Raw genomic sequence first — 23,426 nt, 5'->3', positions numbered from 1 at the left:
CAGTCTCAGCAGGGACTCCCGTTGACCCTTGCACCGTGGTCTGCTCGAAAAGACGACGAAGTCCAATCAAGATATGCAACGGACGATCACGAGGATGAATACGATGACAACGGACCACAACGAAAACCACACCATCACGAAGGAATTCCGGGTGGAGGGTGTATCGCGCCGGAACATCATCAAGCTGACGGGTGCCGGCGCGGCAGCCCTTGGGCTCTCCAGCGCGGCGGGGCTCGCAGGAGCCGGACCGGCTTTCGCAGCCCCGGCTGCTTCACGCAATAACCTGGAATCGGGCGACACCTCCAACGGGGCTGACAACTTCTACACCAGCGACCAGGTCACGGTGAAGAAGATCTCCTTTAAGAACAAGTACGGGATGAAGGTCGTTGGCAACCTGTTCGTCCCCAACAACCTGAACCGCGGCACCACCCACCCGGCGCTGGTGGTGGGCCATCCCATGGGCGCCGTGAAGGAACAGAGCGCCAACCTCTACGCCACCAAGATGGCCGAACAGGGTTACGTCACCCTTTCCTTTGACCTTTCGTTCTGGGGCGAGAGCGCCGGCAAGCCCGGAAACTCGGTCTCACCCGACATTTACGCCGAAGACTTCAGCGCCGCCGCCGACTACCTGCGCGCCCAAGCCTTCGTTGACAGGGAACGAGTCGGGGCCATCGGGATCTGCGGCAGCGGCAGCTTTGTGATCAGCGCAGCCAAGATTGATCCCCGGATCAAGGCTATCGCCACGGTGAGCATGTACGACATGGGCGCCGCCAACCGCGACGGGCTCAACAAGTCCGTAACCCTGGAACAGCGCAAGGCCTTCATTGCGCAGGCAGCTGCCCAGCGCGACGTCGAGTTCGCTGGCGGCGCCATCGAGTACACCGGCGGCACGCCGGAAGAACTCACGGTAGGCTCCACGGAGGTGGACCGGGAGTTCTACGACTTCTACCGGACCGCCCGCGGCTACCACCCGAACACCACCACGCGCCCCGCCCTGGCCACTAACACCATGTTCATGAACTTCCACCCCTTCAACGATCTCGAGCTGATCTCGCCTCGGCCGCTGCTGTTCATCGCCGGTGACCAGGCCCACTCGAGGGAGTTCAGCGAAGAGGCCTACCGGCTCGCCACCGGGCCCAAGGAACTCTTCTGGGTTCCCGGAGCCGGGCACGTTGACCTCTACGACCGTGTGGGCCTGATCCCCTTCGACAAGCTCACCGACTTCTTCCGCACACAGCTCTAGGAAGGAAGGGGCACGCGGGATAGAGGTACTGAAAGGGACTCCCTCCGCCGCGGGACTTGGCCTAGCGTGAATGGCATGGACAACCGATCGGAAGTACGCGAATTCCTTGTCTCGCGGCGCGGCCAGGTCGCCCCGGAGCAGGTTGGACTGCCAGCCGGGACAAACCGGCGGGTCAAGGGTTTGCGTCGTAGCGAAGTGGCCACCCTCGCCGGGCTGAGTGTGGAGTATTACACGCGCCTGGAACGCGGCGTCATCAGCGGCGCCTCTGGCCAGGTGCTGGAGAGCATCGCCAGGGCCTTGTGCCTGGACGACGCCGAGCGGGCGCACCTGTTCAACCTCGCCCAGGCCGCCAGTCCGGTTGCGCGGCCGCCCCGGCGGCGGACCTCGAAATCCTACGTGCCCCACCAGAGCCTGCAGTGGGCGCTGGACGCGATCACTGCAGGCCCCGCGTTCGTCCGCAACGGCCGGATGGACCTGCTGGCCGTCAATCCCTTGGCCCGCGCGTTCTACAGGGACTGCTACGACATGCCCGGCCAGCCTCCGAACATCGCCCGCTTCACGTTTCTGGATGAACGTGCCCCCGAGTTCTACCCGGACTGGGATGCCTTCGCGGAGGTGACCGTGTCCATCCTGCGGACGGAAGCTGGCCGGGATCCGCACAACAAGGAACTCCACGACCTGATCGGTGAGTTGAGTACCCGCAGCGAGGAGTTCCGCCGCCGCTGGGGTGCGCACAACGTCCGCCACCACGGCACCGGTTTCAAGACTTTTAACCACCCCATTGTTGGCGGTATGACCCTTGCTTTCGAGGGGTTGGAGATGGCCGCCGAACCCGGACTGACTCTCACGATCTACACCGCAGAGCCGGGGTCGCCGTCGGCTGAGCGCATGCAGCTGCTCGCATCATGGGCGGCCAGTGAATACGGGAAGGCCGTCCAAAGTGCGTCCGAAAGGACATCCACAGACAGCTGACGGTCCCACGCAGCTACTCAAGAACTGGCCGTCCTGGGGGTCCCTCCCGGTACCCCTCACAGCAGGGGCTCCTCCTCTTCTGTGTCGTCTGCTTTGCTGGAATGGTCCAGTTTTTCTTGAAAGGGGAACATCTCCCATGCGCCTGAAGATGCCGGCCCTGATTGCGATCATCGCGCTCGCGTTGCCCCTTGCCGGATGCAGCAGCTCCTCGAACGGCCCCGCCACCACCGGGCCTCAGTCCTCCCCTCTGGAGACACCGACGGCGGCCGCTGGGTCTTCGCAGACGTCGCCGGACCCGTCCCAGGCGGCTGAGGCGGACAGCACTCCGGTCATCATCGAGATCGATGAGGAGTCCGTGACAGCCACCCTTTCCAGCAACGCGACGGCACGCTCCCTGGTCCGCCAGCTTCCCCTGACGCTCTCCTTCAGGGACTACGGCGGCCAGGAAAAGATCGCCGAGCTGCCGGAGGCGCTTTCGCTCGACGGCGTGCCTGCTGGCGACAGTGCAGAACCACTGACCATCGGCTACTACGCGCCCGACCAGGCCCTCGTTCTCTACTACGAGAGCGTCGGATACGCCCGCGGAATTGTGCGGATCGGATCGTTCGACAACCTCGGGGCGATCCGCGACCGGACAGACAGTTTTACCGCCAGGCTGGCTCACGCAAACTAAGCGGGTTGACCGCCTGCTCCAAAAATTCTTCGCAAAAGAACGGACCCGATGTGACTCGAGCAACCCTTGAGGATGGCGGGCACGAAGCGCCCGTCGACACCCTGGAACACCAAGACAACACCCTTGAAGAACCGAAGGGCCCGGTCCCGGCACGCAACTTTTCCGTCCCCGCCGGGCCCTTTCCGTGGGCCGCCCTGCTGGTCATGGCCCTGACGGGGTTCCTCCTGATTGCCACCGAGACCATGCCCGCGGGCCTGCTGCCGCACATCGCCTCGGGACTGGGTGTCAGCGAGGGCACTGCGGGCCAGTTTGTCAGCGCCTACGCCCTGGGAACAGTCATTGCGGCCATGCCCGCAATCGCCCTGACACGGGGCATGCGCCGGAAGCCCGTCTTCCTTGTCGGGATCATCGGCTTCCTGGCCGCGAACCTCATCGCCGGATTCTCCACGGACATCGTCTTCTCACTGGCAGCGCGGCTTTTGGCCGGTGCCTTCTCCGGCCTGCTGTGGGGGATGATTGCCGGGTATGCCCGCCGCATCACCGCCCCGGAACATGCGGGCCGCGCCTTGTCCGTCGCCTCCCTTGGAACGCCCGTCGGCCTGGCGGTCGGGACTCCCTTCGGCTCCTGGCTGGGCACCACCTTCGACTGGCGCTGGTCCTTCGGGGTGCTCTCACTCCTTACGGTGGTCACACTGCTGCTGGCGGTCTTCCTGGTCCCGGACGCTCCGGGCCAACGGGCAGGGACACGCGTACCCCTTGCACGGGTCTTCGCCATTCCGGGCGTCGCGGTTGTCCTCGGCGTCATCGTCACCTGGATGCTGGGACACAACATCATGTACACCTACATCGGCACTGACATCCGCGAGGCAAGCCTTGATCTCCCGGTGGACATCGCACTCGTCACGTTCGGCGGTGCCGCCATTGCAGGGATCGGCATCACTGGTGCCGTGATCGACAAGGGCCTTCGACGCCTGGTCCTGCTCAGCCTCGGGAGCTTCGTTCTGGCCGGCCTCATCTTCATCGTGGGCCACTCGTCCTTAGTGGCAGTCCTCGCAGTGATCGTCCTGTGGGGCATCGCCTTCGGGGGCGCGGCAGCCCAGCTGCAAACGGCCATCAGTGCGGCAAGCGGGGAAAACGCGGACGTCGCCAACTCAATGCTTGGCGTTGCCTTCAACCTTGCCATCTTCGCCGCGGGTGTAACGGGGGCGCTGGTGATCAGCACCTTCAACGGGATGGTCCTGCCCGCCGCCCCGGCGGGACTTGCCGCCGTCGCGCTCGTTATCGCCGTTACCGGACGCCGGACAGCATTCCCCAGCTAGCCACAGCGGCTGCAACCTGCCGCCGTGCTGCCAAACGTCCTGGAGCAACGAGGAGGATCCCATGAACACCGCGACGACCGCATCCTCGGCGTGGAGCTGACCCGGCAGCAGACCAGGGGTGACGGCGCCGGGTGAACCGCGCCTCCTGCCGATGTCCCTCCCCGTTCACCAGACAGCAACCCGCCGGCTCCGACCCGTTCTCCTGCAGCCAGCAGTCTTTTCACGCCCCCTTTCGCCCGGCACACCAGACAGCCGGGCGGACATCCCAGCAGTACGTAGGAGTACTCCGTGTTCGTGAAAAGCACCCTCGCCGCCGTCGCTGTCCTCGCCTCCCTGGCAGGAACCGCAGCAGCTGCACCCGCCCAAGCCGAGGCAGCCAAGCCGGCTCCCGTCGTCGTCGGCCAACCGCTGGCCCAGGCACATGCCCACAATGACTACGAACATGGCCGCCCCCTGTTCGACGCCCTGGAGCACGGCTTCACCAGCGTCGAAGCCGACGTCTGGCTGGTGGACGGCGAACTGCTGGTGGCGCACGACCGGGAGGACGTCCGGCCCGGGGTCACGCTCGAAAGCCTCTACCTGGACCCGCTCCAGGACCTCGTCCGCAGCCAGCCCGGGCACAGCGTCTACCCGCACTGGGACGGCAGCCTGCAGCTCCTGATCGACATCAAGAGCGAAGGCGAGGCCACCTACGCTGCCATTGAGCAGGAACTGGCCGAACACCGCGACATCATGAGCCGCTACACCAACGGCAACGTCAAGACCGGACCGGTCACCGCTGTCATCAGCGGCAACCGCCCGCTCGCCACCATGCAGGCCCAGGACAAGCGGTTCAGCTTCTACGACGGCCGCTCCGCCGACCTCACCAGCGGCAAGCCCGCGGACCTGATGCCGCTGGTCAGCGACAACTGGACCAGGCTCTTCACCTGGCAGGGCGTCGGCCCCATGCCCGCGGCCGAGCGCGCCAGGCTCCACGCATATGTTGCCGAGGCCCACGCCAACGGCTACCGCGTCCGCTTCTGGGCCACCCCGGATGTTCCCGGCTCAGCCCGCGACGCCCTCTGGAATGAACTCTTCGACGCCGGCGTGGACCACATCAACACCGACGACCTCGCCGGCCTGCAGCAGTTCCTCAACGCCCGCACGGCCTAAGCCGCCTCCTCAGCCGCTCCTAGCAGAAACAGGACCATCCCCATGCCTTCAAAGACCATCAAAACGACGACGGCGGCAGCCGTCATGGCGCTCGGCCTCCTGGCGTCCCAGCCCGCCTTCGCCGCTGAAGACACCACCGACAGGCAGGCCTTCACCTTCGGCGTCATCGGTGACATCCCTTACGGTGACGCGGAAATTGCCAAGTTTCCCGCCCGCATCCAGGACATCAACGCTGACACCACGCTCGACTTTGTAGCACACGTGGGCGACATCAAGAACGGCTCCTCAGTCTGCTCCGACGAGTACTTCGACGCCATCCGCACCGAGTTCGACACTTTCACCCATCCGCTGGTCTTCACCCCGGGAGATAACGAGTGGGTGGACTGCCACCGCACCAACAACGGCGCCTACAACCCGCTGGAACGGCTGGACAGGCTGCGGGAGGTCTTCTTCGACGAACCCGGCAAGACCCTGGGCGCCACCATGCCAGTCAAGACGCAGGAGAACCTTGGGTTGCCCGAGAACGTCCGCTTCACCCAGAACCGGGTGGCCTTCTCCGTGCTGAACATCCAGGGCAGCAACAACTCGCTGCAACCGTGGACCGGCCTTGGCGAGACCTCGGCCACCCCGGAGCAGTTGGCCGAGGTGGAATACCGGACGGACGCCGCCCTGGCCCAGATCCGTGAGACATTCGCCGACGCTGAGCGCCGCAATGACCGCACGGTTGTCCTGATGCTCCAGGCCGACATGTTCGACCCCTCGCTGCTCACCGCTGCCACCGCCAACCCGGAGATCATGTCCGGCTTCCGGGAGATCGTTGCAGCCATCGTGGCGGAAACCAACAGCTTCGATGCGCCGGTGTACCTCATCAACGGCGACAGCCATGTTTTCGCCGAGAACCAGCCGCTGGCCGAGGGGTCGCCGTGGCTGGAGATCTACGGCCAGCCGGCCGCTGACAACCTGCAGCGCATCACGGTGGACGGCTCGGCTAACGCCACAAACTACGTCCGGTTCTCGGTGGCCGGCAACAGCGCCGACGGCGGAGAGGTCCTGAGCTGGGAGAAGGTCCCCTTCAGCTCCTAGGCACTTAACGGAAGCGGACGACGGCGGGAGGTCCCGCCGTCGTCCGCTCTTTTTCTTTTGCGGCTGTCGATGAAATTGGCGCCGGGAATTACCGGCGGGGACCGTGGCTGGCAACTGGATGTTGCAGGGCCGTCTCCCGGAGCAGCTGCAGCCGCAAGGTGCGCGCTGTCTCCATGTGCTGACGCGCGATTTTCGCGGCGGCATCGCTGTCCTGCTGTTCGATGGCGTGTACGAGTGCTTCATGCTCGTCCAGCGATTCGGCCCAACGGTTTCCGGTCGAGAGCGTGGACCGGGGTGCGTGGATCAGGTGGGTGGACAAACGGTCCAGCAGGTCCCGGAGGACAGGGTTGTGGGTGCAGTCCCACATGGCAGCGTGAAAGTCCAGGTTGGTGGTGATCCTGGTGTGGTCATCCGGTTCCTGCAGTTGCCTGTCCCGCTGGAGCAACGCTTCAAGCCGCATCAGGTCCGGGAACTGTCGTGCGCGTGCTGCCTGGCGCGCGGCCTCCTCTTCCAGGAGGATGCGCATGTCATAAATCTGGATGACCTGCTGGGGGTCCACCTGGGGTACTTGAAGGCCCCGGGCAGCGCGCTCCAGGAGCCGTTCCTGTTGAAGGCGGGACAGCGCCTCCCGGACGGGTGTCCGGGAGACGCCGAAGCGCTGGGCAAGCGAAGTCTCTCGAATGGCAGTGCCAGGCTGGTGCACTCCGGACAGGATTTCGCTGCGCAGGCTCTGGAAGATGCTTTCTCCGTCAACGCGGGGGGCTGCTGTATCCGTCACTGGCTGGTCCTTGAAACATTGGAGTGGTAATTGCCGGGCGCTGGTTCCGAAAGGAACTTTACGCCAGAACGCCGGCCCGCCGCCCAAACACGCATCCGGCCGCAAGTCCGGTACCGCCCGGATAGTTGGTGCTGAACAGTCCGCCCAGCATTTCACCAGCCACAAAGAGGCCTTCGATGTGCTTGCCCTCGGCGTTGAGGACACGGCCGTGGGTGTCGGATTTAATACCGCCGAATGTGAAGGTGATGCCGCAGGTAACGCCGTAGGCATAGAAGGGTCCGGTTTCGATGGGGGCAGCCCAGTTGCTCTTGACCGGCTCAGTTGCCGCTGCACGCCCGTCCTTGATCGTGGGGTCAAACGGTACGGAACGGTCGATCGAGTTGTTGAAGTCTGTAACGGTCTTGGCCAGGCTCTCGGGGTCAATCCCGATTTTTGCAGCCAGGTCTTCAATGGTGTCCGCTACTTCTACGGAGATACCGGGCATGTCGTATTCCTCGCCGCGCAGCATCGGGCGAAGGCTCGCATCGAAGATCTGGTAGGCCACCGACCCGGGCTGCTTCAGAATTTCCTTGCCGTACTTGGCGTAGGTGTAGTTCCTGAAGTCAGCGCCCTCATCCAGGAAGCGCTTGCCCTCCCTGTTGACAATGATGCCCAGCGGGTAACTCTGCCGGGTCAGCCTGTTGGTGAGTTCACGGTTGCTTTCGTTCGTGGCAGTGAAGGCGTCCCACTGCACGCTGTGGCAGGTGCTCCAGTCCCCGCCCTTCGTGGCGCCGATCTCCAGCGCTGCAGCGATCATGTCGCCGGTGTTGTACGGCGTTCCGCGGACTTTGGCATTTTCCCAGCCTTCGCCAAGATGCTCCCGCCGCCACTGGGGATCGGATTCAAAGCCGCCGGCAGTGAGGATCACGGATTCTGCGGTCAGGCGCAGCTCACCTTCAGCTGTTTTAACGACGACTCCGCCAATGCGCCCGTTCTCGACAATGAGGCTCTGCGCTGCGTGGCCGTAGCGAATATCAACGCCCAGCCCGGTGGCTACGCGGGTGTGGTCCTCGATCAGGCCTTCACCGCCGGCGACGTTACCCACGTGAAGGCCGCCCCAGAAGAGGAAGGACCCATCCGGGCGTTCATAGGCCTGCCGCTCGTACATCAGCCGGTATTTCAGACCCAGGCTGTTAAGCCACCGCAGGGTGGACTGGCTTTCAGCGATGAGGACCTCCGTCAAGGCGGGGTCGTTCCGGCCTTCAGTGACCTTTTCCAGGTCCGAGGCGTATTCTTCTGCGCTGTAAGGGGGAACAACGGTGCGGGCGTGACGCTCGTCCGCTTCCACCAATCCCTCCAGATCATCCAGGCCGTTGTGCACGATCCTGGTGGCGCCGGCCGTATAGAAGCTGTTTCCGCCGGCCATATCCTGCTCGCCCTTTTCCAGCAGTACGACGCGCCGTCCGCGCTCCGCCGCTGCGTGGGCCGCAGTGAAACCGGCGTTGCCGCCGCCCACCACAATCACGTCGATGCTGTCCACACTGTGGGGTCCGGCTCCGTTACCGATAGACATGTGCAGTCCTTTCATCAGGTTGTGTATGTGACTGTATACAACTGTATCCGTGCTAGCAAGGGGCAGTTCTGGACGCAAAACTTGCCGGTGACTGTCATCACATGTATAACTGTATTTCATTGTATACACTCGTATTCTTGCTGGTGTCGTCCCGTCAGGATCGGTGACACGACTGATCCGCAGCACAGCAGAGTCACTTTCGCACCGCCCAACAACGTCGTTACGGAACGAGAACTATGAAAATCCCCTTACGCAATGCCATGTTTGGCCTGGTTGTTGCCGTGGTGGCCGCCCTTGCGTTCATCAATGCAGGCAGTGCCGGCGGAACGAGCACGGCGCGCAACAAGCTCACTTTGATCGCTCCCGCCGCCCCTGGTGGTGGCTGGGACGGTTTTGCCCGTGAAGGACAGCAGTCGCTCAAAAGCGGCGGCGTGGTCAACAACGTCCAGGTGGTCAACGTCCCGGGAGCGGGCGGAACGATTGGCCTGAGCCAGTTCGTGCAGACGCCGGGGCGCGAAGATGCGCTCCTCGTGACCGGCGGAGTGATGGTGGGGGCCATCGAGCTCGGCGACAACCCGGAGTCCATGGCGGACGTTGTCCCCATTGCCCGAATGGCGGACGACTACGCAGCCCTGGTGGTTCCTGCCGATTCCAGGTTCCAGACGCTGAATGACTTCTTGGAAACCTGGAAAAAGGATCCGGGAGGAACCTCGATCGGCGGCGGCTCCCTGGGCTCCATCGACCATCTCCTCAGCGCCATGGTGGCCAAGACCGCGGGCATCGACCCCAAGGACGTGAACTACATCGCCTACTCCGGAGGCGGCGAAGCCCTGACCTCACTTCTGTCTCACACCACCTCCGCCGGCATGTCCGGCTATAACGAGGTCCGGGACCAAATCGAAGCCGGGACCCTGCGTGCCCTGGCCATCTCATCGGACGAACGGCTCGAGGGCGTGGATGTTCCCACGTTCAAGGAACAGGGAGTTGACGCGTCCATGTCCAACTGGCGTGGTTTTGTAGCGGCGCCCGGAACCACGGAAGAAACGAAGGCAGCATTCATCGAGATCGTTACCGAGATGCGCAGCTCCGATCACTGGCAGGGAGCCCTAAAGCGCAACAGCTGGACGGACACCTTCTCAACCGGACAGGAGTTCGAAGAGTTCATCACTGACGAAGTTGCAACGGCCCAAGAAATCGTAAAGGACCTCGGCCTATGAGCATCACCCAGCACCAGCCAGAAGCAGGATCCGTCAAGAAAAGTCAGGGCAAACCCAAGCCCCGCTTCGGAGCGGGCCGCAGCGAATTTGTTGTCGTCGCCGTGCTCTACGCCCTGGCCGTCTTCCTCACCATCGGCACTGTCACCATGAAAGTGCAAGGCAAGTCGGCGCCCGGCCCGCAGTTCTTCCCCATCCTGGTGTGCGTCGTCCTTTACCTGGTAGCCACCCTGCTGGCCATCCAGATCCTCAGGTCACCGAAAGTACCCGACCATTCCATCCACCCCGGACACGGGCAGTTCTCCGCGGACATGCTGCACGACCTGGGGCATCTGGGAAAGGAAGAAGACGCGGCGTTTGAGGAAGGACTATCCGCAACACCCGGCAAAACCTGGAAGACCTACACGGACTGGCGGACGGTAGGCCTGATGCTGGGTGGCCTCGTGGCCTTTGTTCTGATCCTGAATCCGCTGGGCTGGATCATCAGCGCCGCCACGCTGTTCTGGGTGGTCGCCTGCGCCCTCGGCAGCCGCCGCCCAATTTTCGATGCCGGTGTGGGCCTGCTCTTTTCCTCAATAACTCAACTGGCCTTCGGCGCCGGACTGGGCCTCAGCCTGCCCTCCGGCTTCATAGGAGGGATCCTCTGATGGAACAACTCGAACTGCTCATGGGCGGCTTTGCCAGCGCCCTGACCCCCATCAACCTCCTGTGGGTGCTGATCGGCGCCATCCTGGGGACCGCCGTCGGCGTCCTTCCCGGACTTGGTTCAGCAATGGCCGTCGCGCTGCTGCTGCCCGTCACCTTTTCACTGGAACCCACAGCGGCGTTCATCATGTTTGCCGGCATCTACTTCGGCGGACTCTTCGGTGACTCCACCTCCGGAATCCTGCTTAACACCCCGGGCAACTCCTCTGCCATGGCTTCCACCTTCGAAGGCCACCGCATGGCCAAAAGCGGACAGGCCGCCAAGGCCCTGGCCACCTGCGCGATCGGAGCCTTCATTGGCGGCCTGATAGCCACCACCCTTGTGGTGTTCTTCGCTCCGACCCTCGTCAAGATGGCCACGGTCTTCGGCCCGGCCGAATACTTCGCCCTGGCAGTCTTTGCGTTTCTGGCCATCTCCGCCGTCGTCTCCGAATCCGTGATCCGCGGTCTCGCAGCCCTGGGCATCGGCCTCGCCCTGGCCCTCGTCGGCATCGACGGCCCCAGCGGGACTTCCCGGTTCACCCTGGGCATGCCCCAGCTCTTCGACGGCATCTCCGTCATCGTCATCACCGTCGGTCTCCTGGCACTCGGCGAGGTCTTCCACATCGCCTCCCGCATCCACCGCGACCCCGCCGCAACCCAGATCGACGCCAAGGGCCGGGCCCGCTTGAACCTGGCCGACTTCAGGAAAGCCCTGCCGGCCTGGCTGCGGGGCACCGCATTCGGCGCCCCGTTTGGCCTGATACCTGCCGGCGGCGCAGAAGTACCCACCTTCCTGGCCTACGGCACTGAAAAGCAGTTAGCTAAGCGGCGAAGCGACCCGGAATTCGGCACCACCGGCTCCATCCGCGGTCTTGCCGCACCGGAAGCGGCAGCCAACGCCACCGCCGGAACGGCGATGGGCGCCCTCCTGGCCCTGGGACTGCCCACGTCAGCCACCGCAGCGATCATGCTGGCCGCATTCCAGCAATACGGAATGCAACCAGGACCCCTGCTCTTCGAACGAAGCGGCGACCTGGTCTGGGCCCTGCTGGCCTCACTCTTCATAGGCTTGGTCATCCTGGTGATGATCAACATGCCGTTCGCTTCCGTCTGGGCCAAACTGCTGAGCATCCCCAAGCACTACCTTTACGCCGGCATCACCGTCTTCTCCATGCTCGGCGTCTACGCAGTAAGCTCCGCAATCCTGGACTTGTGGCTCCTCATCGCCATCGGCCTTGTCGGATTCATGATGCGCCGCTACAACATTCCCCTGGCACCGGTACTGATCGCAGTGATCCTCGGCCCCATGGCAGAAACCGAACTGCGACGCGCCCTGGCGGTATCCGAAGGGAACCTAGGCATCCTGGTGGGCAGCCCCATCACTGTCACCCTCTATATTGTCCTCGCCGCGGCCCTCGTCCTCAGCGCAGTCCAGCACCTCCGGCATCGGCGGGCCAACCGCCGGGCGGTGTTGGTTTCATAGCGGCTGGCTCCGTACGGCCGCTGCAATCGGCCCCGCAGCAAAGTCGATGGTCACGTCAATTTCGATGGTCTGGACACCGGCATCCACCGGATTTATCGTGCAAGGGTGGCGGCTGCCTGACCGGCAGGATGCCGTGTTGCCGGTCCGCCATTGCGGCCGTCCGTCATAAGGAGGAAGCAGATGGAACACGTTGAAGAGACCGTCGATGTCGCTGTCCCGGTCCGGACCGCGTACAACCAGTGGACCCAGTTCGAATCCTTTCCGCAATTCATGTCCGGTGTGGAGTCGGTAACCCAGATGACGGAAACCACCAATCACTGGGTGACAAAGGTGGGTGGCGTCCAGCGGGAATTCGATACTGAGATCGTCGATCAGGAGCCTGACGACCGCATCGCCTGGCGCAGCACCGACGGCAAGTCCCATGCCGGCATCATCAGGTTCACGCCGCTGGATGCCAACCACACGAAGGTCAAGGTGCACTTCGAATGGGCGCCGGAAACCGTCACTGAAAAGGCAGGCGCGGCCCTGAACATCGACGAGATGCAGGTCAAGGCCGACATGCGGAAGTTTAAAAACTTCATTGAATCGCGCGGGTCCGAAACCGGCGGATGGCGCGGTGAAGTCACGGACAGCGGCCCCACCGGGCAGTTCTAGAACCGCCCATGGGATCAGCTAAGGACTCATCGCCTCACAAACAGGCAGCGGACGACGGCGGGCGCCTCCCGCCGTCGTCCGCGCGCAGAGCGGATGCACCACTCGGTGGACGAAGCACCGGTTAGGATGCACCGGCACCCACAGCACGCTGAAGCCGATTGTGGACCGGCAGGTCAGCCCGCTGTCATATCCGCGGGACGCACTCGCCGGTCCCCAACAAGGCCAGGCCGGCGCGGTCGCCGGCATTGAAGTCCAGCTGCCCGCTGTTCGCTTCGTACATGAGCTGTGTGGGGTCGTTGACGTGGTCCAGCCCGACCACATGCGCCAGCTCATGCATGATGATGGCCCGGACCAATGCCGGCCCGTCCGGCCAGGCAAGCGTTTCCGCGAGGTCCGGTGCGTCAAGAAGGACCTGGCCGCTGACGTATACATAGGGCTCGCCTAGCATCTGGATGGACGAACTGCCGCCGGTTCCCGCAACACTTCCCTCGAGCTCCGGCGCTGCCTCCGGCGTGGACCACGAGATAAGGATCGGCGCCCACTTCTTGCCGTACCGGTCAGGCTGGTACGCCTCCCGTTCTTGTGACGGTGCTTCGTCCGTTGGCCCGTCGTAGACAAACTGCAGCCCGGTCGCGGCAGAAACCGCGGCCACGGATTCCCTGACGAGCTGGTCCGTACCCGGCGGCGCCAATTCCGGGCGGACCACGTAATGGACCGGGCGGCATGGGTCATAGGCCACAAATGGTTGGCCCGGGTCAGGCGACTCCTGCAGGACGAACGCGGCGGAACCGGTCATGGCAGGCGGGACGCCGAGCGGAGACGAAGCAGCTTCAAACCCCGGGGGAGGCACGTCTGATTCGGGCAGGTGGGGCAGCGCCGCGGACAGGACGAACCGGTCGAAGAGGGTCGGACTGAAGTAGAGCACCACGACGAGTGCAAGGCCCAAGACCGTGGCTGACCGGGCCCTCCATTTTCGAGTGCCTCCCGGCTTGATCCGGCGATAGCCGCGTCGCTTCTTCGGACGTGGTGCAGGGACTGTACGCCAGGGTTCGGGATCCTGCAGCTTGCCAAGAGCTTCGTCAATTGCCCACTGCGGGATGCGCCCGCTCGGCGAACGCCGGACGCCCGAGATGTCACGCCCTCTGGCAGGCGTGCCTGAGAAATCCTTCGTGCCGAAATCCGGTACCACCGGCGCCCCCTTGTGCCCCCAAACCCATCCTTTAAGACAGGTTCGCTCAGCATAATGGCTGCTTCCAACCCCCGCCACAGGCGGCAGCACTCAGCGGCGGACGGACTCACTCCGCCCCAACCAGACGGTCCGACATTCAGGCCGCATGAAAGCCGAACGGAAGCGGACGACGGCGGGAGGCTACCGCCGTCGTCCGCTAACCCTGTTGTGCCCTCACAGCATCTCGCCCGGCGTCGTAGCCCTCTCCAGGAAGTCTTCGGTAAACCGCTTCACGCCGTCCCACTCGGTGTAGACGTAGTCCTGCGAGGTGTCGGTGTCCAGGGAGCCCTTGGTACTGGCGATCCTTTTCATCACGAGACGCTTGATGAACCCATACTGCGTGTAGGCAAGGGCCCCGCTGAAGAGCCCCACCTGGGCCGGCCGCCATCCCGTCTCTTCCTCGAACTTCGTCACATAGCCCTCGGCGCTCTCACTGTCCCCGTGGGCTGAGAGGCTGACGGAGAAGAATGCAGACGGCACGCTCTCCAGGACGGCTTTGTTCTTCTGCACGAACTCCAGGACGTAGTCCTCGTGCTTGCCCTGATGGACGGACCCGCCGACGATCACGGCGTCGTACCAGTCGGGTATGAAGTTCCCGGCGTGCTTGATGTCCGCAGTCTGCGCCTTGTGCCCGTGTGCGTGGACAACGTCCGAAATGAACTCGGCGATCCGGGCGGCCTGGCCCTCAGTGGTTCCGTAGGGAATGTAGATCACGGCCATGATGGGTCCTTGCGTTGTCGGTAGCCGGCACACGCCAGTCTGCCAAGCCTCGGCACCAGGCCGTAGGGCCGAACGTCCCGGAGCGGGGCGTGTTCTGAATCAAGGGGTCCGCAGGGAGTCCCGCCTTTTTCTTGAGACGGCCCGAATGAAGCACAAATGCATGGGGATCTGTAAATTCCGCTTTTACGGCAGTGGAAATCCACTAATGACTGAAAAAGACCTGCCATGCCCTTTTCGGTCACAACAGGAAAACCGGCCCTTACTGTTTTGGTCAAGCTGTGCATCCGCCCAAGTGGTCGCATCAAGACCTGCATTCTGCGGTTTTTGCGGACTGGACTAAAAAATAAAAGTAGGTATGGTATCGGGTAACGCAAAGCATAGAAAGGCGTGATTCCGATGTCCGGAAAATCCCCCAAAAGCGGAGCCGCAAAAAAGGCCGGTAAGACAATTCTCGAGAAGCGGGCCGATAAAAGGGCCAAGAACGAGAACAGCGAACTGAATTTCGCAAAGCCGCGCAAGAACCAGCGCTAACCAGCCAGCGGGCGGCCGGGAGCGGGACTCCTAGCCCGGCCGGCCGCCCGCGCCCTCCCCGCTGCCAAGCAAGCCCTCGTTTTTCAGCCACAAGGACATGACCAATGAACACCTCCTTCAACGCCCTGGTGGTCCCGGCCCGCCTCGCCTATCCCGTGCACATCAAACCGCTGGACCTCGACGACACAGCCCTCCAGCGAGTGGCCGCAGGGGACATCGGGTACATCGCCAGCAGCGGCTGGCGTGCGTACCTCGACAACGACGGAAGCCGGGCCTTTCCCAACCTGCGGGCGGAAGTCCTCATCCGGGAAGCCGGCGTCGAACTGGAGCAAACCGTCCACGGAACGGCCATGTTCCTCGGCTTCGTGGATCCCGGCGAAGAGACCGACACCCCGAGCCACCTCATCAGGCTCGCCGAGCAACTGTTCGACATGCCGCTGGCTGCCTAGCCAGATTCACAGCAAAACGGACGACGGCGGGAGGCCCCGCCGTCGTCCGTCCCGCCTTCCGGCTACACGCGCTGGGTGGTGAAAGAGGTCAAGGCCGTCAGTTTCGCCTCACCCACGGGCTCTTCGGGCAGCAGGGGAATCAATGCGATCCTGTCCGTCATGGCCCGCACCTTGGTGATCTGGTCCGCCTCGTATGACGCGCGGGCCCGGAGGAACGGCGAGGCCGGGCGGGCAGCAGCGATTGAGTTGTTGATGACCCAGGCCCACGGCCGGATACCGGCCCGCTCAAGGTCATTCTTGAGTTCCGCCGCCTCCAGCACGGGTGTGGTCTCGGCCAGGGTGACCAGGATGACCTTGGTTCCTACCGGGTCCTGAAGGCGCATCAGCGGAGTCACGAACCCCATTGAGTTCCCCACCTGCCGGGAAATCTCACGGTGGTACGAACCCGTGGCATCCAGGAGCAGCAGGGTATGGCCGGTGGGTGCGGTGTCCATCACCACGAAGTGGCGCCGGGATTCCTGGACCACCCGGGAGAACTGCCGGAACACGGCCACCTCGTCCGTGCAGGGGGACATCAGGTCCTCCGCCAGGGCCGCCCGGCCTTCGTTGTCCATGCTCCTGCCCTTGGTGTCCATCACGTGGGCGCGGTATTCCTGGATGGCCGCGGCCGGGTCAATGCGGGAGACTGTCAGGCCGGCGACGGACCCGTGGAGCGTCTCCGACAGGTGGGCTGCCGGGTCGGTGGTGGTGAGGTGGACCGCATGCCCCCTCTTGGCCAGGGCAACCGCGATGGCGGCAGCCACCGTCGTTTTTCCCACGCCGCCCTTGCCCATGCACATCACCAGCCCGTGGCCGTTGGCCTCGATCCCGTCCACCAGGGCCGCGAGCGGGGCGTCCCCGACGTCAACGCCCGACGCCAGGGCCCCGGCAGCCTCGGCCCCGGACGTTGGAATAAAGAGGGATTCGAGGGCCGGGATCCCCACCATGTTGCCAGGCTTCAGTTCCAGGATGTCGCGGGGGAGCCCGGCAACAGCTGCGGGAATGGCGGCGAGGGCTGCTCCCTCCCGGGCGCGCAGGGCCTTGGCCAGTTCCTCCCCGCCGGCTGCTTCCGGCAGGACCCCGTTGACCACGAGGTACCCGCCGCCGATTCCGATCTGGTTAAGTTCGAGGCAGGTCCGTTCAACCTCCTTCAGGGACGACGGTTGCGCGCGGGTCACCAGGACAAGCCGGGTGCGCTGCGGGTCAGCAAGGTGCCTGGACGGCCCGGGCGTAGACCTCTTTGTGCTTGTCCAGCCCGGACAGGGGGCCCAGGCAGGACGGTTCCCCCGCGCCGGTGGCGAGGAAATCGGTCCACGAGCCGGGCAGTTGCAGCAACCGGATGGTGTGGCCGGTCGGGGCGGTATCAAAGATGATGTGGTTGTACTCGGCGTAGGAAGTATCGTCGCCGAGCAGGCTAGTGAATTCGTCGAAAGAGGCCACCTCCGTGGTGCAGGAACCTGAAAGGCTTTCGGCGATACCTGCCAGTTCCGTCTCCGGCAGGACTCCACGGACGGGAGCGAGGATCCGTTCCCGGTAGGCTTCGGCTGCCTGTTCCGGGTCTATTTCCAGGGCAAAAAGACCCGGCACATCCTGCACAGCGGTGACGGTATTTCCAATGGTCAGGCCGAACACCTGGCCGAGGTTGGAGGCCGGGTCCGTGCTGACCAGCAGCACCTTCCTGCCGGCACGCGCAAGGGAGAGCGCCGAAGCGCACGCAACGGACGTCTTGCCCACGCCGCCCTTGCCGGTAAAGAACAGGAACCGTGGCGGGTTTTCGAGGAACTTCACGCCAGCCAGTCTTCCAACCGGCCGGGGATGGGCCCAGAGCCAAACGTCCCGGAGCTGACGCAAGCGGACGACGGCGGGAGGTCACGCCGTCGTCCGCTTCCCCCTTTAGCTGCGCTCAGGTGGTGAGGTTCGGGGACACCCTGCGAGTTGGCCTGGATCAATCCGCCTGCCGATCCGTGCGGGAAACCCGGGTACTTCGGCCGTAGCGGTGACCGCCGAATGCGCGCATCATGGTGCCATGAACGCGGAAACACCCCGTACCGGTGAACTGAGTCTTCCCCAGGCATTCCTTCTCCTGGCCACCAATGACAAGGACGGCAAACCTGAAGTTCCGGTGTTCGCCCTCCGGACCACCGTGGCAGGGGCAATACTGGCCGAACTGGACCTGCTCGGCGCCATCGAGCTCCAGGGAAAGCACGTCAGGGCTACCGGGGCTACGCCTGAAACGGACCTCCAGCACGAACTGGACGTCATCCGCGGCAAGTCGCGGCCGCACAGTCCCCGGCGGTGGGTCTCCATGCTGGAGGGCCGCGCCGAAACCCAGCGCATGTACGAGGGCATGGTGTCGGCGGGCCTCGTGGAACATGTGGGAGAAAAGCACCTGGGCCGGTTCCGGCCCGTGCGGTATCCGGAGAAGGACCACGCGCCGGAGGCCGCGCTGCTGGAAAAGATCGAAACGGCACTCAGGGGTTCTCCTGCGAAACTCCAGCCGCCGTCTACGGACACCGATGCCGGAACGCCAGAACCCAAGGCACCCGATACCGCAAAACCCGACCCACAGAAGCCCGAGGACAGGACTATCGCCCTGATCGCGCTGCTGCAAGCGGCTGGGCTGCTCGGCAAGCTCTTCCCGACGGCGGACAGGGTGCGGGCAAGTGAACTGGCCAAGGACTACTGGCCGTCCCGCGCGGTGGAGGATGAGCTCCGCATGATCAGGCTGGCGGAGGAGGAAGCCGCCACCCTGTGAGGCTGACCGTTAGCTCTCGATAGTCACGCCGCGCCAGAACGCGATCCGGTCCTCGATCTGCCTGGCGCGTGCCTTGGGCTCCGGGTAGAACCATGCCGTGCCGAGCCGGCTCGTTCCCGCAGCGTGGCACCTGCCCGGGGTCCTGCGGCGGGGCTACCGCGGGCTTTTGTCTACAACGCAGAAACGGTTTCCGTCCGGGTCTGCAAGCACAACGAAATCCGGGTCTTCCGGATACAGGTCCCAGTTGACACGCTGGGCGCCCAGGGAGACCAGCCGTTCCACCTCTGCGGCTTGGTGGTCCGCGTACAAGTCCAAGTGGATGCGCGGGTGGTCCTGGACAGGAGTCCGGCTGAGCATAAGGGCCAAGTGAGCCCCCGAGCCCGACGCCGGGACCAGCGTCACCCAGGTGTCGTCACCTGGCTCGCGCGGGACATAGCCGAGGGCGGCGTGCCAAAAGGCGGTTGCGCGGGCGACGTCATTGACGCCGAGGACGGTGCTGCCGATGGTCAACATCCGCCCAGCCTAGCCACGGCGGTGCAAGGCGCTCAACCAATTCCCACAGTGCAATGATCCTTAATTTTGCATTCCGCGGCCGGGCCCGGTAAGGTGTGAGGCGTGTCACCCACCAGTGGCACGTGCTTATGATCTGCGGCGGGAGAGTCCTGCCGGTACGTTCTGCAGGCGCCGTAGGAGCAAATCCTCCCCAGGAATCTCTCAGGCCCACGTACCGCCGCGGCAAGGCAACTCTGGAAAGCAGTCCGGGCAACCGGGCTCACCGACGGTGCAAGTGGCGTCCCGCTGAACAGCAGGGCAATGCAAAACTCTCAGGTCCAATACAGAGTGGGGAGGAACCCGAATCAAAGTGGCACCTTACGCCACCTGAATTATGGAGTTCCCCTCATGACGGTTCAGTCGTCCCCCACCACCTTCGCAGACCGCCATATCGGCGCGCGCCGCCAGTCCGACATCGACACCATGCTCAAGGCAGTCGGCTACGACAGCCTCGATGGCCTCGTTGACAGCGCCGTCCCGGATTCAATCCGCCAGGACAAGCCGCTCGCCCTCGAGAGCGCGCTCAGCGAAGTCCAGGTCCTCACCGAACTCCGCAAGCTCGCCGGCAAAAACAAGATGGCCGTGCAAATGATCGGCCAGGGCTACTACGACACTGTGACGCCGCCGGTGATCCGCCGCAACATCCTCGAAGCCCCCGCCTGGTACACCGCCTACACCCCGTACCAGCCCGAGATCTCCCAGGGCCGGCTTGAGGCACTCCTGAACTTCCAGACTATGGTCCAGGATCTCACCGCCCTCCCGGTGGCCAACGCATCCCTCCTCGATGAAGCCACCGCCGTCGCCGAAGCTGTGCTCCTGATGCGCCGGGCCAACAAGAACAAGACGGCGAAGGACGGCAAGACCGTCCTCGACGCAGACCTCCTCCCGCAGACCATCGCCATCGTGCTGGGCCGCGCCGAGGCCCTCGGCTTCGAGGTGGAGGTCGCCGACCTCACCAATGGCCTGCCCGACGGCGACATCAACGGCGTCGTCCTCCAGCAGCCCGGCGTCTCCGGCCGCGTCTGGGACCAGTCCGCCGTGATCGCTGACGCCAAGGAACGGGGCGCGCTGGTCACCGTGGCCGCGGACCTGCTGGCCCTGACCCTCATCACCCCGCCGGGCGAGCAGGGCGCGGATATCGCCGTCGGCTCCACCCAGCGCTTTGGCGTGCCGTTGTTCTTTGGGGGACCGCACGCCGCCTACATGGCCGTCCGCGACGGCATGGAGCGCACCCTCCCGGGTCGAATTGTGGGTGTTTCCAAGGACAATGCCGGCGTCCCTGCCTACCGCCTGGCGCTCCAGACCCGCGAGCAGCACATCCGCCGCGAGAAGGCCACGTCCAACATCTGCACCGCGCAGGCCCTGCTGGCTATCGTCTCCTCCTTCTACGCCGTCTACCACGGCCCTGACGGACTGAAGGCGATCGCCGAAACCGTCCACGGCAACGCCCGCGCCCTGGCCGCCACGCTGAAGGCCGCAGGCCGCGAACTGGTGTCCGACGCGTTCTTCGACACCCTCACCGTCCGCGTCCCGGGCAAGGCCGCCAAGGTGATCACCGCCGCCGAAGCCCGCGGCATCAACCTGCGCCTCATCGACGCGGACACCGTTGGCGTGTCAGTTGATGAAACCACGACGCCGGAGGTCCTCGCCGCAGTGGCGGTCGCCTTTGGCGCCGGTCCCGTTGTGGACGCTGCCGGGTTTGAGCTGCCGGAGTCCGTGCTGCGCACCTCAACGTACCTGCAGCACCCGGTGTTCAACACGCACCGCTCGGAAACCCAGCTGTTGCGCTACATCCGCCGCCTCTCCGACCGTGACCTGGCGCTGGACCGCACCATGATCCCGCTGGGTTCCTGCACTATGAAGCTGAACGCCACCGCCGAAATGGAAGCCATCTCCTGGCCGGAATTCGCCTCGATCCACCCGTTCGCTCCGGACTCGCAGACCGCGGGGTGGCGGGAACTCATCTCCGGCCTTGAAGCCGACCTTGCCGAGATCACCGGCTACGACCAGGTGTCCATCCAGCCCAACGCCGGCTCCCAGGGCGAGCTCGCGGGCCTGCTGGCGATCCGCGGCTACCACCACTCCCGTGGCGACCAGCAGCGCAACGTCTGCCTGATCCCCGCTTCGGCGCATGGCACCAATGCCGCGTCCGCAGTCCTGGCCGGCATGAAGGTTGTTGTCGTGGCCACGGCCGCCGACGGCACCATCGACCACGCCGACCTTGCGGGCAAGATCCAGATCCACAAGGATGTCCTCTCGGCCATCATGATCACCTACCCGTCCACCCATGGTGTGTATGACGCCGACGTCCGCGAGGTCTGCGACGCCGTCCACGCTGCCGGCGGCCAGGTGTACGTCGACGGAGCGAACCTCAATGCCCTCGTCGGTCTGGCGCAGCCGGGCAAGTTCGGCGGCGATGTATCCCACCTGAACCTGCACAAGACCTTCTGCATCCCGCACGGCGGCGGAGGCCCCGGCGTCGGACCCGTTGCCGCAAAGGCGCACCTGGCACCATTCATGCCGGGCGACGCCAACAAAGCTGCCCACGAAGCCGGCCACGGCGTCGCTATCTCCGCGTCCCGTTTCGGCTCCGCCGGCGTGCTTCCCATTTCCTGGGCCTACGTGAAGCTGATGGGCGGCCAGGGCCTGACCGAGGCCACCAAGTCCGCGCTGCTGGCTGCAAACTACGTGGCCGCCCGCCTGGACGAGCACTTCCCCGTCCTCTACACCGGCGAAACCGGGCTGGTGGCGCACGAGTGCATCCTGGACCTCCGGGAACTCACCGCCAAAACCGGCGTCACCGCCGAGGACGTGGCCAAGCGCCTCATCGACTTCGGCTTCCACGCCCCCACGCTGTCCTTCCCGGTGGCAGGCACGCTCATGGTGGAGCCCACCGAGTCCGAGGACCTCGCCGAGATCGACCGCTTCATCGACGCCATGATCACCATCCGCAAGGAAATCGACCAGGTGGCCAACGGTGACTTCACCGTGGAGAAATCCCCGCTGCGCAACGCACCCCACACAGCGGCCGCCGTCGTCTCTTCTGCCTGGGACCGGACGTACCCGCGCGAGCAGGCCGCCTTCCCCGTCGCCTCCCTTCGGCAGGACAAGTACTTCCCGCCCGTGGGCCGCATCGACGGTGCCGCAGGGGACCGCAACCTGGTCTGCTCCTGCCCTCCGCTTTCCGAATTTGAGAACTAAGGATTCCGTGATGACTGAGAACTACACCGCGCTCTACGAGCAGCACAAGATCGCCGGCGCCTCCTTCACCGACTTCGGCGGCTGGCAGATGCCCCTGAAGTACAGCTCCGAACTGGCCGAGCACCACGCCGTCCGCAACGCCGCCGGCCTGTTCGACCTCTCCCACATGGGGGAAGTCTGGGTCACCGGCCCGGACGCTGGCGCCTTTTTGGACTACGCACTGGCTGGGAAGCTGTCCGCCGTGGCCGTAGGCAAGGCCAAGTACTCGCTGATCTGCCAGGAAGACGGCGGGATCATCGATGACCTCATCTCCTACCGCCGTGCCGAAGACAAGTACCTGGTGGTCCCCAACGCCGGCAACGCTGCGGTAGTTGCCGCCGCACTCGCCGAGCGGGCTGCGGGCTTCCATGTTGTTGTTGACGACGTCTCCGCCGAGACCTCCCTCATCGCGGTGCAGGGACCGAACGCCGAGGCCATCCTGCTTCAGCTGGTCCCCGCCGAGCAGCACCCGCTGGTGACCGAGCTGAAGTACTACGCCGCGGTTGAGGCGGAGATCAACGGGCAGGAGCTGCTGCTGGCGCGCACCGGGTACACCGGCGAGGACGGCTTCGAAATCTACATCCCCAATGAGGATGCCGCCGGGCTGTGGGATGCCCTGCTCGAGGCCGGCGCCGGCCACGGGCTCATCCCCGCCGGCCTGGCCTGCCGCGACTCGCTCCGCCTCGAAGCCGGCATGCCGTTGTACGGCAACGAGCTTTCCCGCGAGGGCAACCCCTACGCCGCAGGACTGGGTCCCGTGGTCTCGCTCAAGAAGGAGTCGGACTTCGTGGGCAAGGCCGTGCTGGCCGAGCTCAAGGAACTTGGTGCCGGCTCCACCTCCGGCCGCAAGCTCGTGGGCCTCAAAGGCCTGGGCCGCCGCGCCGGACGCAGCCACTATCCGGTCCTCAAGGACGGCAACGTCGTCGGCGAGGTGACCTCCGGCCAGCCAAGCCCCACCCTGGGTTACCCGATCGCCCTGGCCTATGTCGACGTCGAACATTCAGCGCCCGGCACCGCCCTGGACATCGACCTGCGCGGCAAGCCCGAGCCCTTCCAAGTAGTAGAGCTCCCGTTCTACAAGCGCCAGAAGTAGTTTCGGGGG

General features: G+C 64.6%; 21 protein-coding genes, 1 pseudogene and 1 riboswitch. Of the genes and pseudogenes, 14 read left to right on the top strand and 8 right to left on the bottom strand.

What is annotated here, in order from left to right:
* The first annotated feature begins 103 nt into the window (after positions 1-103).
* The 6 genes from CXX84_RS07215 to CXX84_RS07190 all read left to right on the top strand — a co-directional run bounded on the left by CXX84_RS07215 (position 104) and on the right by CXX84_RS07190 (position 6,442).
* Positions 104-1,243 (top strand): alpha/beta hydrolase, encoded by a 1,140-nt coding sequence (locus tag CXX84_RS07215; RefSeq protein ID WP_146031847.1) that lies wholly within the window; start codon positions 104-106, stop codon positions 1,241-1,243.
* Positions 1,244-1,318: 75 nt separating this feature from the next.
* Positions 1,319-2,215 carry a helix-turn-helix transcriptional regulator gene (locus CXX84_RS07210; RefSeq protein ID WP_102976023.1) on the top strand — a complete coding sequence of 299 codons (897 nt, stop codon included), beginning with the start codon at positions 1,319-1,321 and terminating at the stop codon, positions 2,213-2,215.
* Between the two features lie 136 nt (positions 2,216-2,351).
* On the top strand, positions 2,352-2,888 hold the full coding sequence (locus CXX84_RS07205; protein WP_102976022.1) for a cyclophilin-like fold protein: 537 nt from the start codon (positions 2,352-2,354) through the stop codon (positions 2,886-2,888).
* 50 nt (positions 2,889-2,938) lie between these two features.
* Positions 2,939-4,207 (top strand): MFS transporter, encoded by a 1,269-nt coding sequence (locus CXX84_RS07200; protein ID WP_223253010.1) that lies wholly within the window; start codon positions 2,939-2,941, stop codon positions 4,205-4,207.
* Positions 4,208-4,495: 288 nt separating this feature from the next.
* Positions 4,496-5,359, top strand: a complete 864-nt coding sequence (locus CXX84_RS07195; protein ID WP_102976021.1) for a phosphatidylinositol-specific phospholipase C/glycerophosphodiester phosphodiesterase family protein — start codon at positions 4,496-4,498, stop codon at positions 5,357-5,359.
* 42 nt (positions 5,360-5,401) lie between these two features.
* Positions 5,402-6,442 (top strand): metallophosphoesterase, encoded by a 1,041-nt coding sequence (locus CXX84_RS07190; RefSeq protein ID WP_102976020.1) that lies wholly within the window; start codon positions 5,402-5,404, stop codon positions 6,440-6,442.
* Between the two features lie 88 nt (positions 6,443-6,530).
* On the opposite strand, the gene CXX84_RS07185 is transcribed toward CXX84_RS07190, so the two are convergent.
* The gene (locus tag CXX84_RS07185) at positions 6,531-7,220 is read right to left on the bottom strand and encodes a GntR family transcriptional regulator (RefSeq protein ID WP_102976019.1); all 690 of its coding nucleotides are present in this window, start codon (positions 7,218-7,220) and stop codon (positions 6,531-6,533) included.
* Between the two features lie 58 nt (positions 7,221-7,278).
* Entirely contained in the window at positions 7,279-8,772 is a 1,494-nt protein-coding gene (tcuA, locus tag CXX84_RS07180) for an FAD-dependent tricarballylate dehydrogenase TcuA (protein WP_102976018.1), read from the bottom strand.
* Positions 8,773-9,008: 236 nt separating this feature from the next.
* Between tcuA and CXX84_RS07175 the strand changes: the two genes are divergently transcribed.
* The 4 genes from CXX84_RS07175 (at position 9,009) to CXX84_RS07160 (ending at position 12,810) form a co-directional block, all read left to right on the top strand.
* The gene (locus CXX84_RS07175) at positions 9,009-9,989 is read left to right on the top strand and encodes a Bug family tripartite tricarboxylate transporter substrate binding protein (protein ID WP_102976017.1); all 981 of its coding nucleotides are present in this window, start codon (positions 9,009-9,011) and stop codon (positions 9,987-9,989) included.
* Positions 9,986-10,633 carry a tripartite tricarboxylate transporter TctB family protein gene (locus CXX84_RS07170; RefSeq protein ID WP_102976016.1) on the top strand — a complete coding sequence of 216 codons (648 nt, stop codon included), beginning with the start codon at positions 9,986-9,988 and terminating at the stop codon, positions 10,631-10,633. The genes CXX84_RS07175 and CXX84_RS07170 overlap by 4 nt, the downstream gene beginning before the upstream one ends.
* A complete protein-coding gene (locus CXX84_RS07165; protein ID WP_102976015.1) occupies positions 10,633-12,156 on the top strand; it encodes a tripartite tricarboxylate transporter permease in 1,524 nt (507 codons plus the stop codon). The genes CXX84_RS07170 and CXX84_RS07165 overlap by 1 nt, the downstream gene beginning before the upstream one ends.
* Positions 12,157-12,336: 180 nt before the next feature.
* Entirely contained in the window at positions 12,337-12,810 is a 474-nt protein-coding gene (locus tag CXX84_RS07160; RefSeq protein WP_102976014.1) for an SRPBCC family protein, read from the top strand.
* A 184-nt stretch (positions 12,811-12,994) separates the two neighbouring features.
* Here the strand turns inward: CXX84_RS07160 and CXX84_RS07155 are convergent, their stop codons facing one another.
* Both CXX84_RS07155 and CXX84_RS07150 read right to left on the bottom strand, forming a co-directional pair.
* The gene (locus CXX84_RS07155; protein WP_223253009.1) at positions 12,995-13,756 is read right to left on the bottom strand and encodes a peptidase; all 762 of its coding nucleotides are present in this window, start codon (positions 13,754-13,756) and stop codon (positions 12,995-12,997) included.
* Between the two features lie 456 nt (positions 13,757-14,212).
* Complete coding sequence (locus tag CXX84_RS07150; RefSeq protein ID WP_102976013.1) at positions 14,213-14,758, bottom strand: flavodoxin domain-containing protein; 546 nt, start codon at positions 14,756-14,758, stop codon at positions 14,213-14,215.
* Between the two features lie 635 nt (positions 14,759-15,393).
* On the opposite strand from CXX84_RS07150, the gene CXX84_RS07145 reads away from it, so the two are divergent.
* A complete protein-coding gene (locus CXX84_RS07145) occupies positions 15,394-15,738 on the top strand; it encodes a hypothetical protein (RefSeq protein WP_102976012.1) in 345 nt (114 codons plus the stop codon).
* Positions 15,739-15,800: 62 nt separating this feature from the next.
* Here CXX84_RS07145 and CXX84_RS07140 read toward each other — a convergent pair whose 3' ends face one another.
* Entirely contained in the window at positions 15,801-16,955 is a 1,155-nt protein-coding gene (locus CXX84_RS07140; RefSeq protein WP_317614944.1) for an ArsA-related P-loop ATPase, read from the bottom strand.
* Positions 16,956-16,980: 25 nt separating this feature from the next.
* Positions 16,981-17,565: a TRC40/GET3/ArsA family transport-energizing ATPase gene (locus tag CXX84_RS19475; RefSeq protein ID WP_317614943.1), complete on the bottom strand. Its 585-nt coding sequence runs from the start codon at positions 17,563-17,565 to the stop codon at positions 16,981-16,983.
* A 238-nt stretch (positions 17,566-17,803) separates the two neighbouring features.
* Here CXX84_RS19475 and CXX84_RS07135 point away from each other — a divergent pair, with 238 nt between their 5' ends.
* Positions 17,804-18,532: a GOLPH3/VPS74 family protein gene (locus CXX84_RS07135; RefSeq protein WP_102976011.1), complete on the top strand. Its 729-nt coding sequence runs from the start codon at positions 17,804-17,806 to the stop codon at positions 18,530-18,532.
* A gap of 9 nt (positions 18,533-18,541) precedes the next feature.
* Here the strand turns inward: CXX84_RS07135 and CXX84_RS18980 are convergent.
* Positions 18,542-18,625 (bottom strand): annotated as a pseudogene (locus CXX84_RS18980) (hypothetical protein); the annotation flags it as partial.
* A 60-nt stretch (positions 18,626-18,685) separates the two neighbouring features.
* Complete coding sequence (locus tag CXX84_RS07130; RefSeq protein ID WP_102976010.1) at positions 18,686-19,045, bottom strand: VOC family protein; 360 nt, start codon at positions 19,043-19,045, stop codon at positions 18,686-18,688.
* A 129-nt stretch (positions 19,046-19,174) separates the two neighbouring features.
* Positions 19,175-19,272, top strand: a riboswitch (glycine riboswitch).
* Positions 19,273-19,432: 160 nt separating this feature from the next.
* Between CXX84_RS07130 and gcvP the strand changes: the two genes are divergently transcribed.
* Positions 19,433-22,285: an aminomethyl-transferring glycine dehydrogenase gene (gene gcvP, locus CXX84_RS07125; RefSeq protein ID WP_102976009.1), complete on the top strand. Its 2,853-nt coding sequence runs from the start codon at positions 19,433-19,435 to the stop codon at positions 22,283-22,285.
* A gap of 10 nt (positions 22,286-22,295) precedes the next feature.
* On the top strand, positions 22,296-23,417 hold the full coding sequence (gene gcvT, locus CXX84_RS07120; protein WP_102976008.1) for a glycine cleavage system aminomethyltransferase GcvT: 1,122 nt from the start codon (positions 22,296-22,298) through the stop codon (positions 23,415-23,417).
* The last annotated feature ends 9 nt before the right edge of the window (positions 23,418-23,426 follow it).

Source organism: Arthrobacter sp. AFG7.2 (assembly GCF_002892835.1).
Classification (GTDB): domain Bacteria; phylum Actinomycetota; class Actinomycetes; order Actinomycetales; family Micrococcaceae; genus Arthrobacter.
This window is presented reverse-complemented; position numbering and strand designations above follow the sequence as displayed.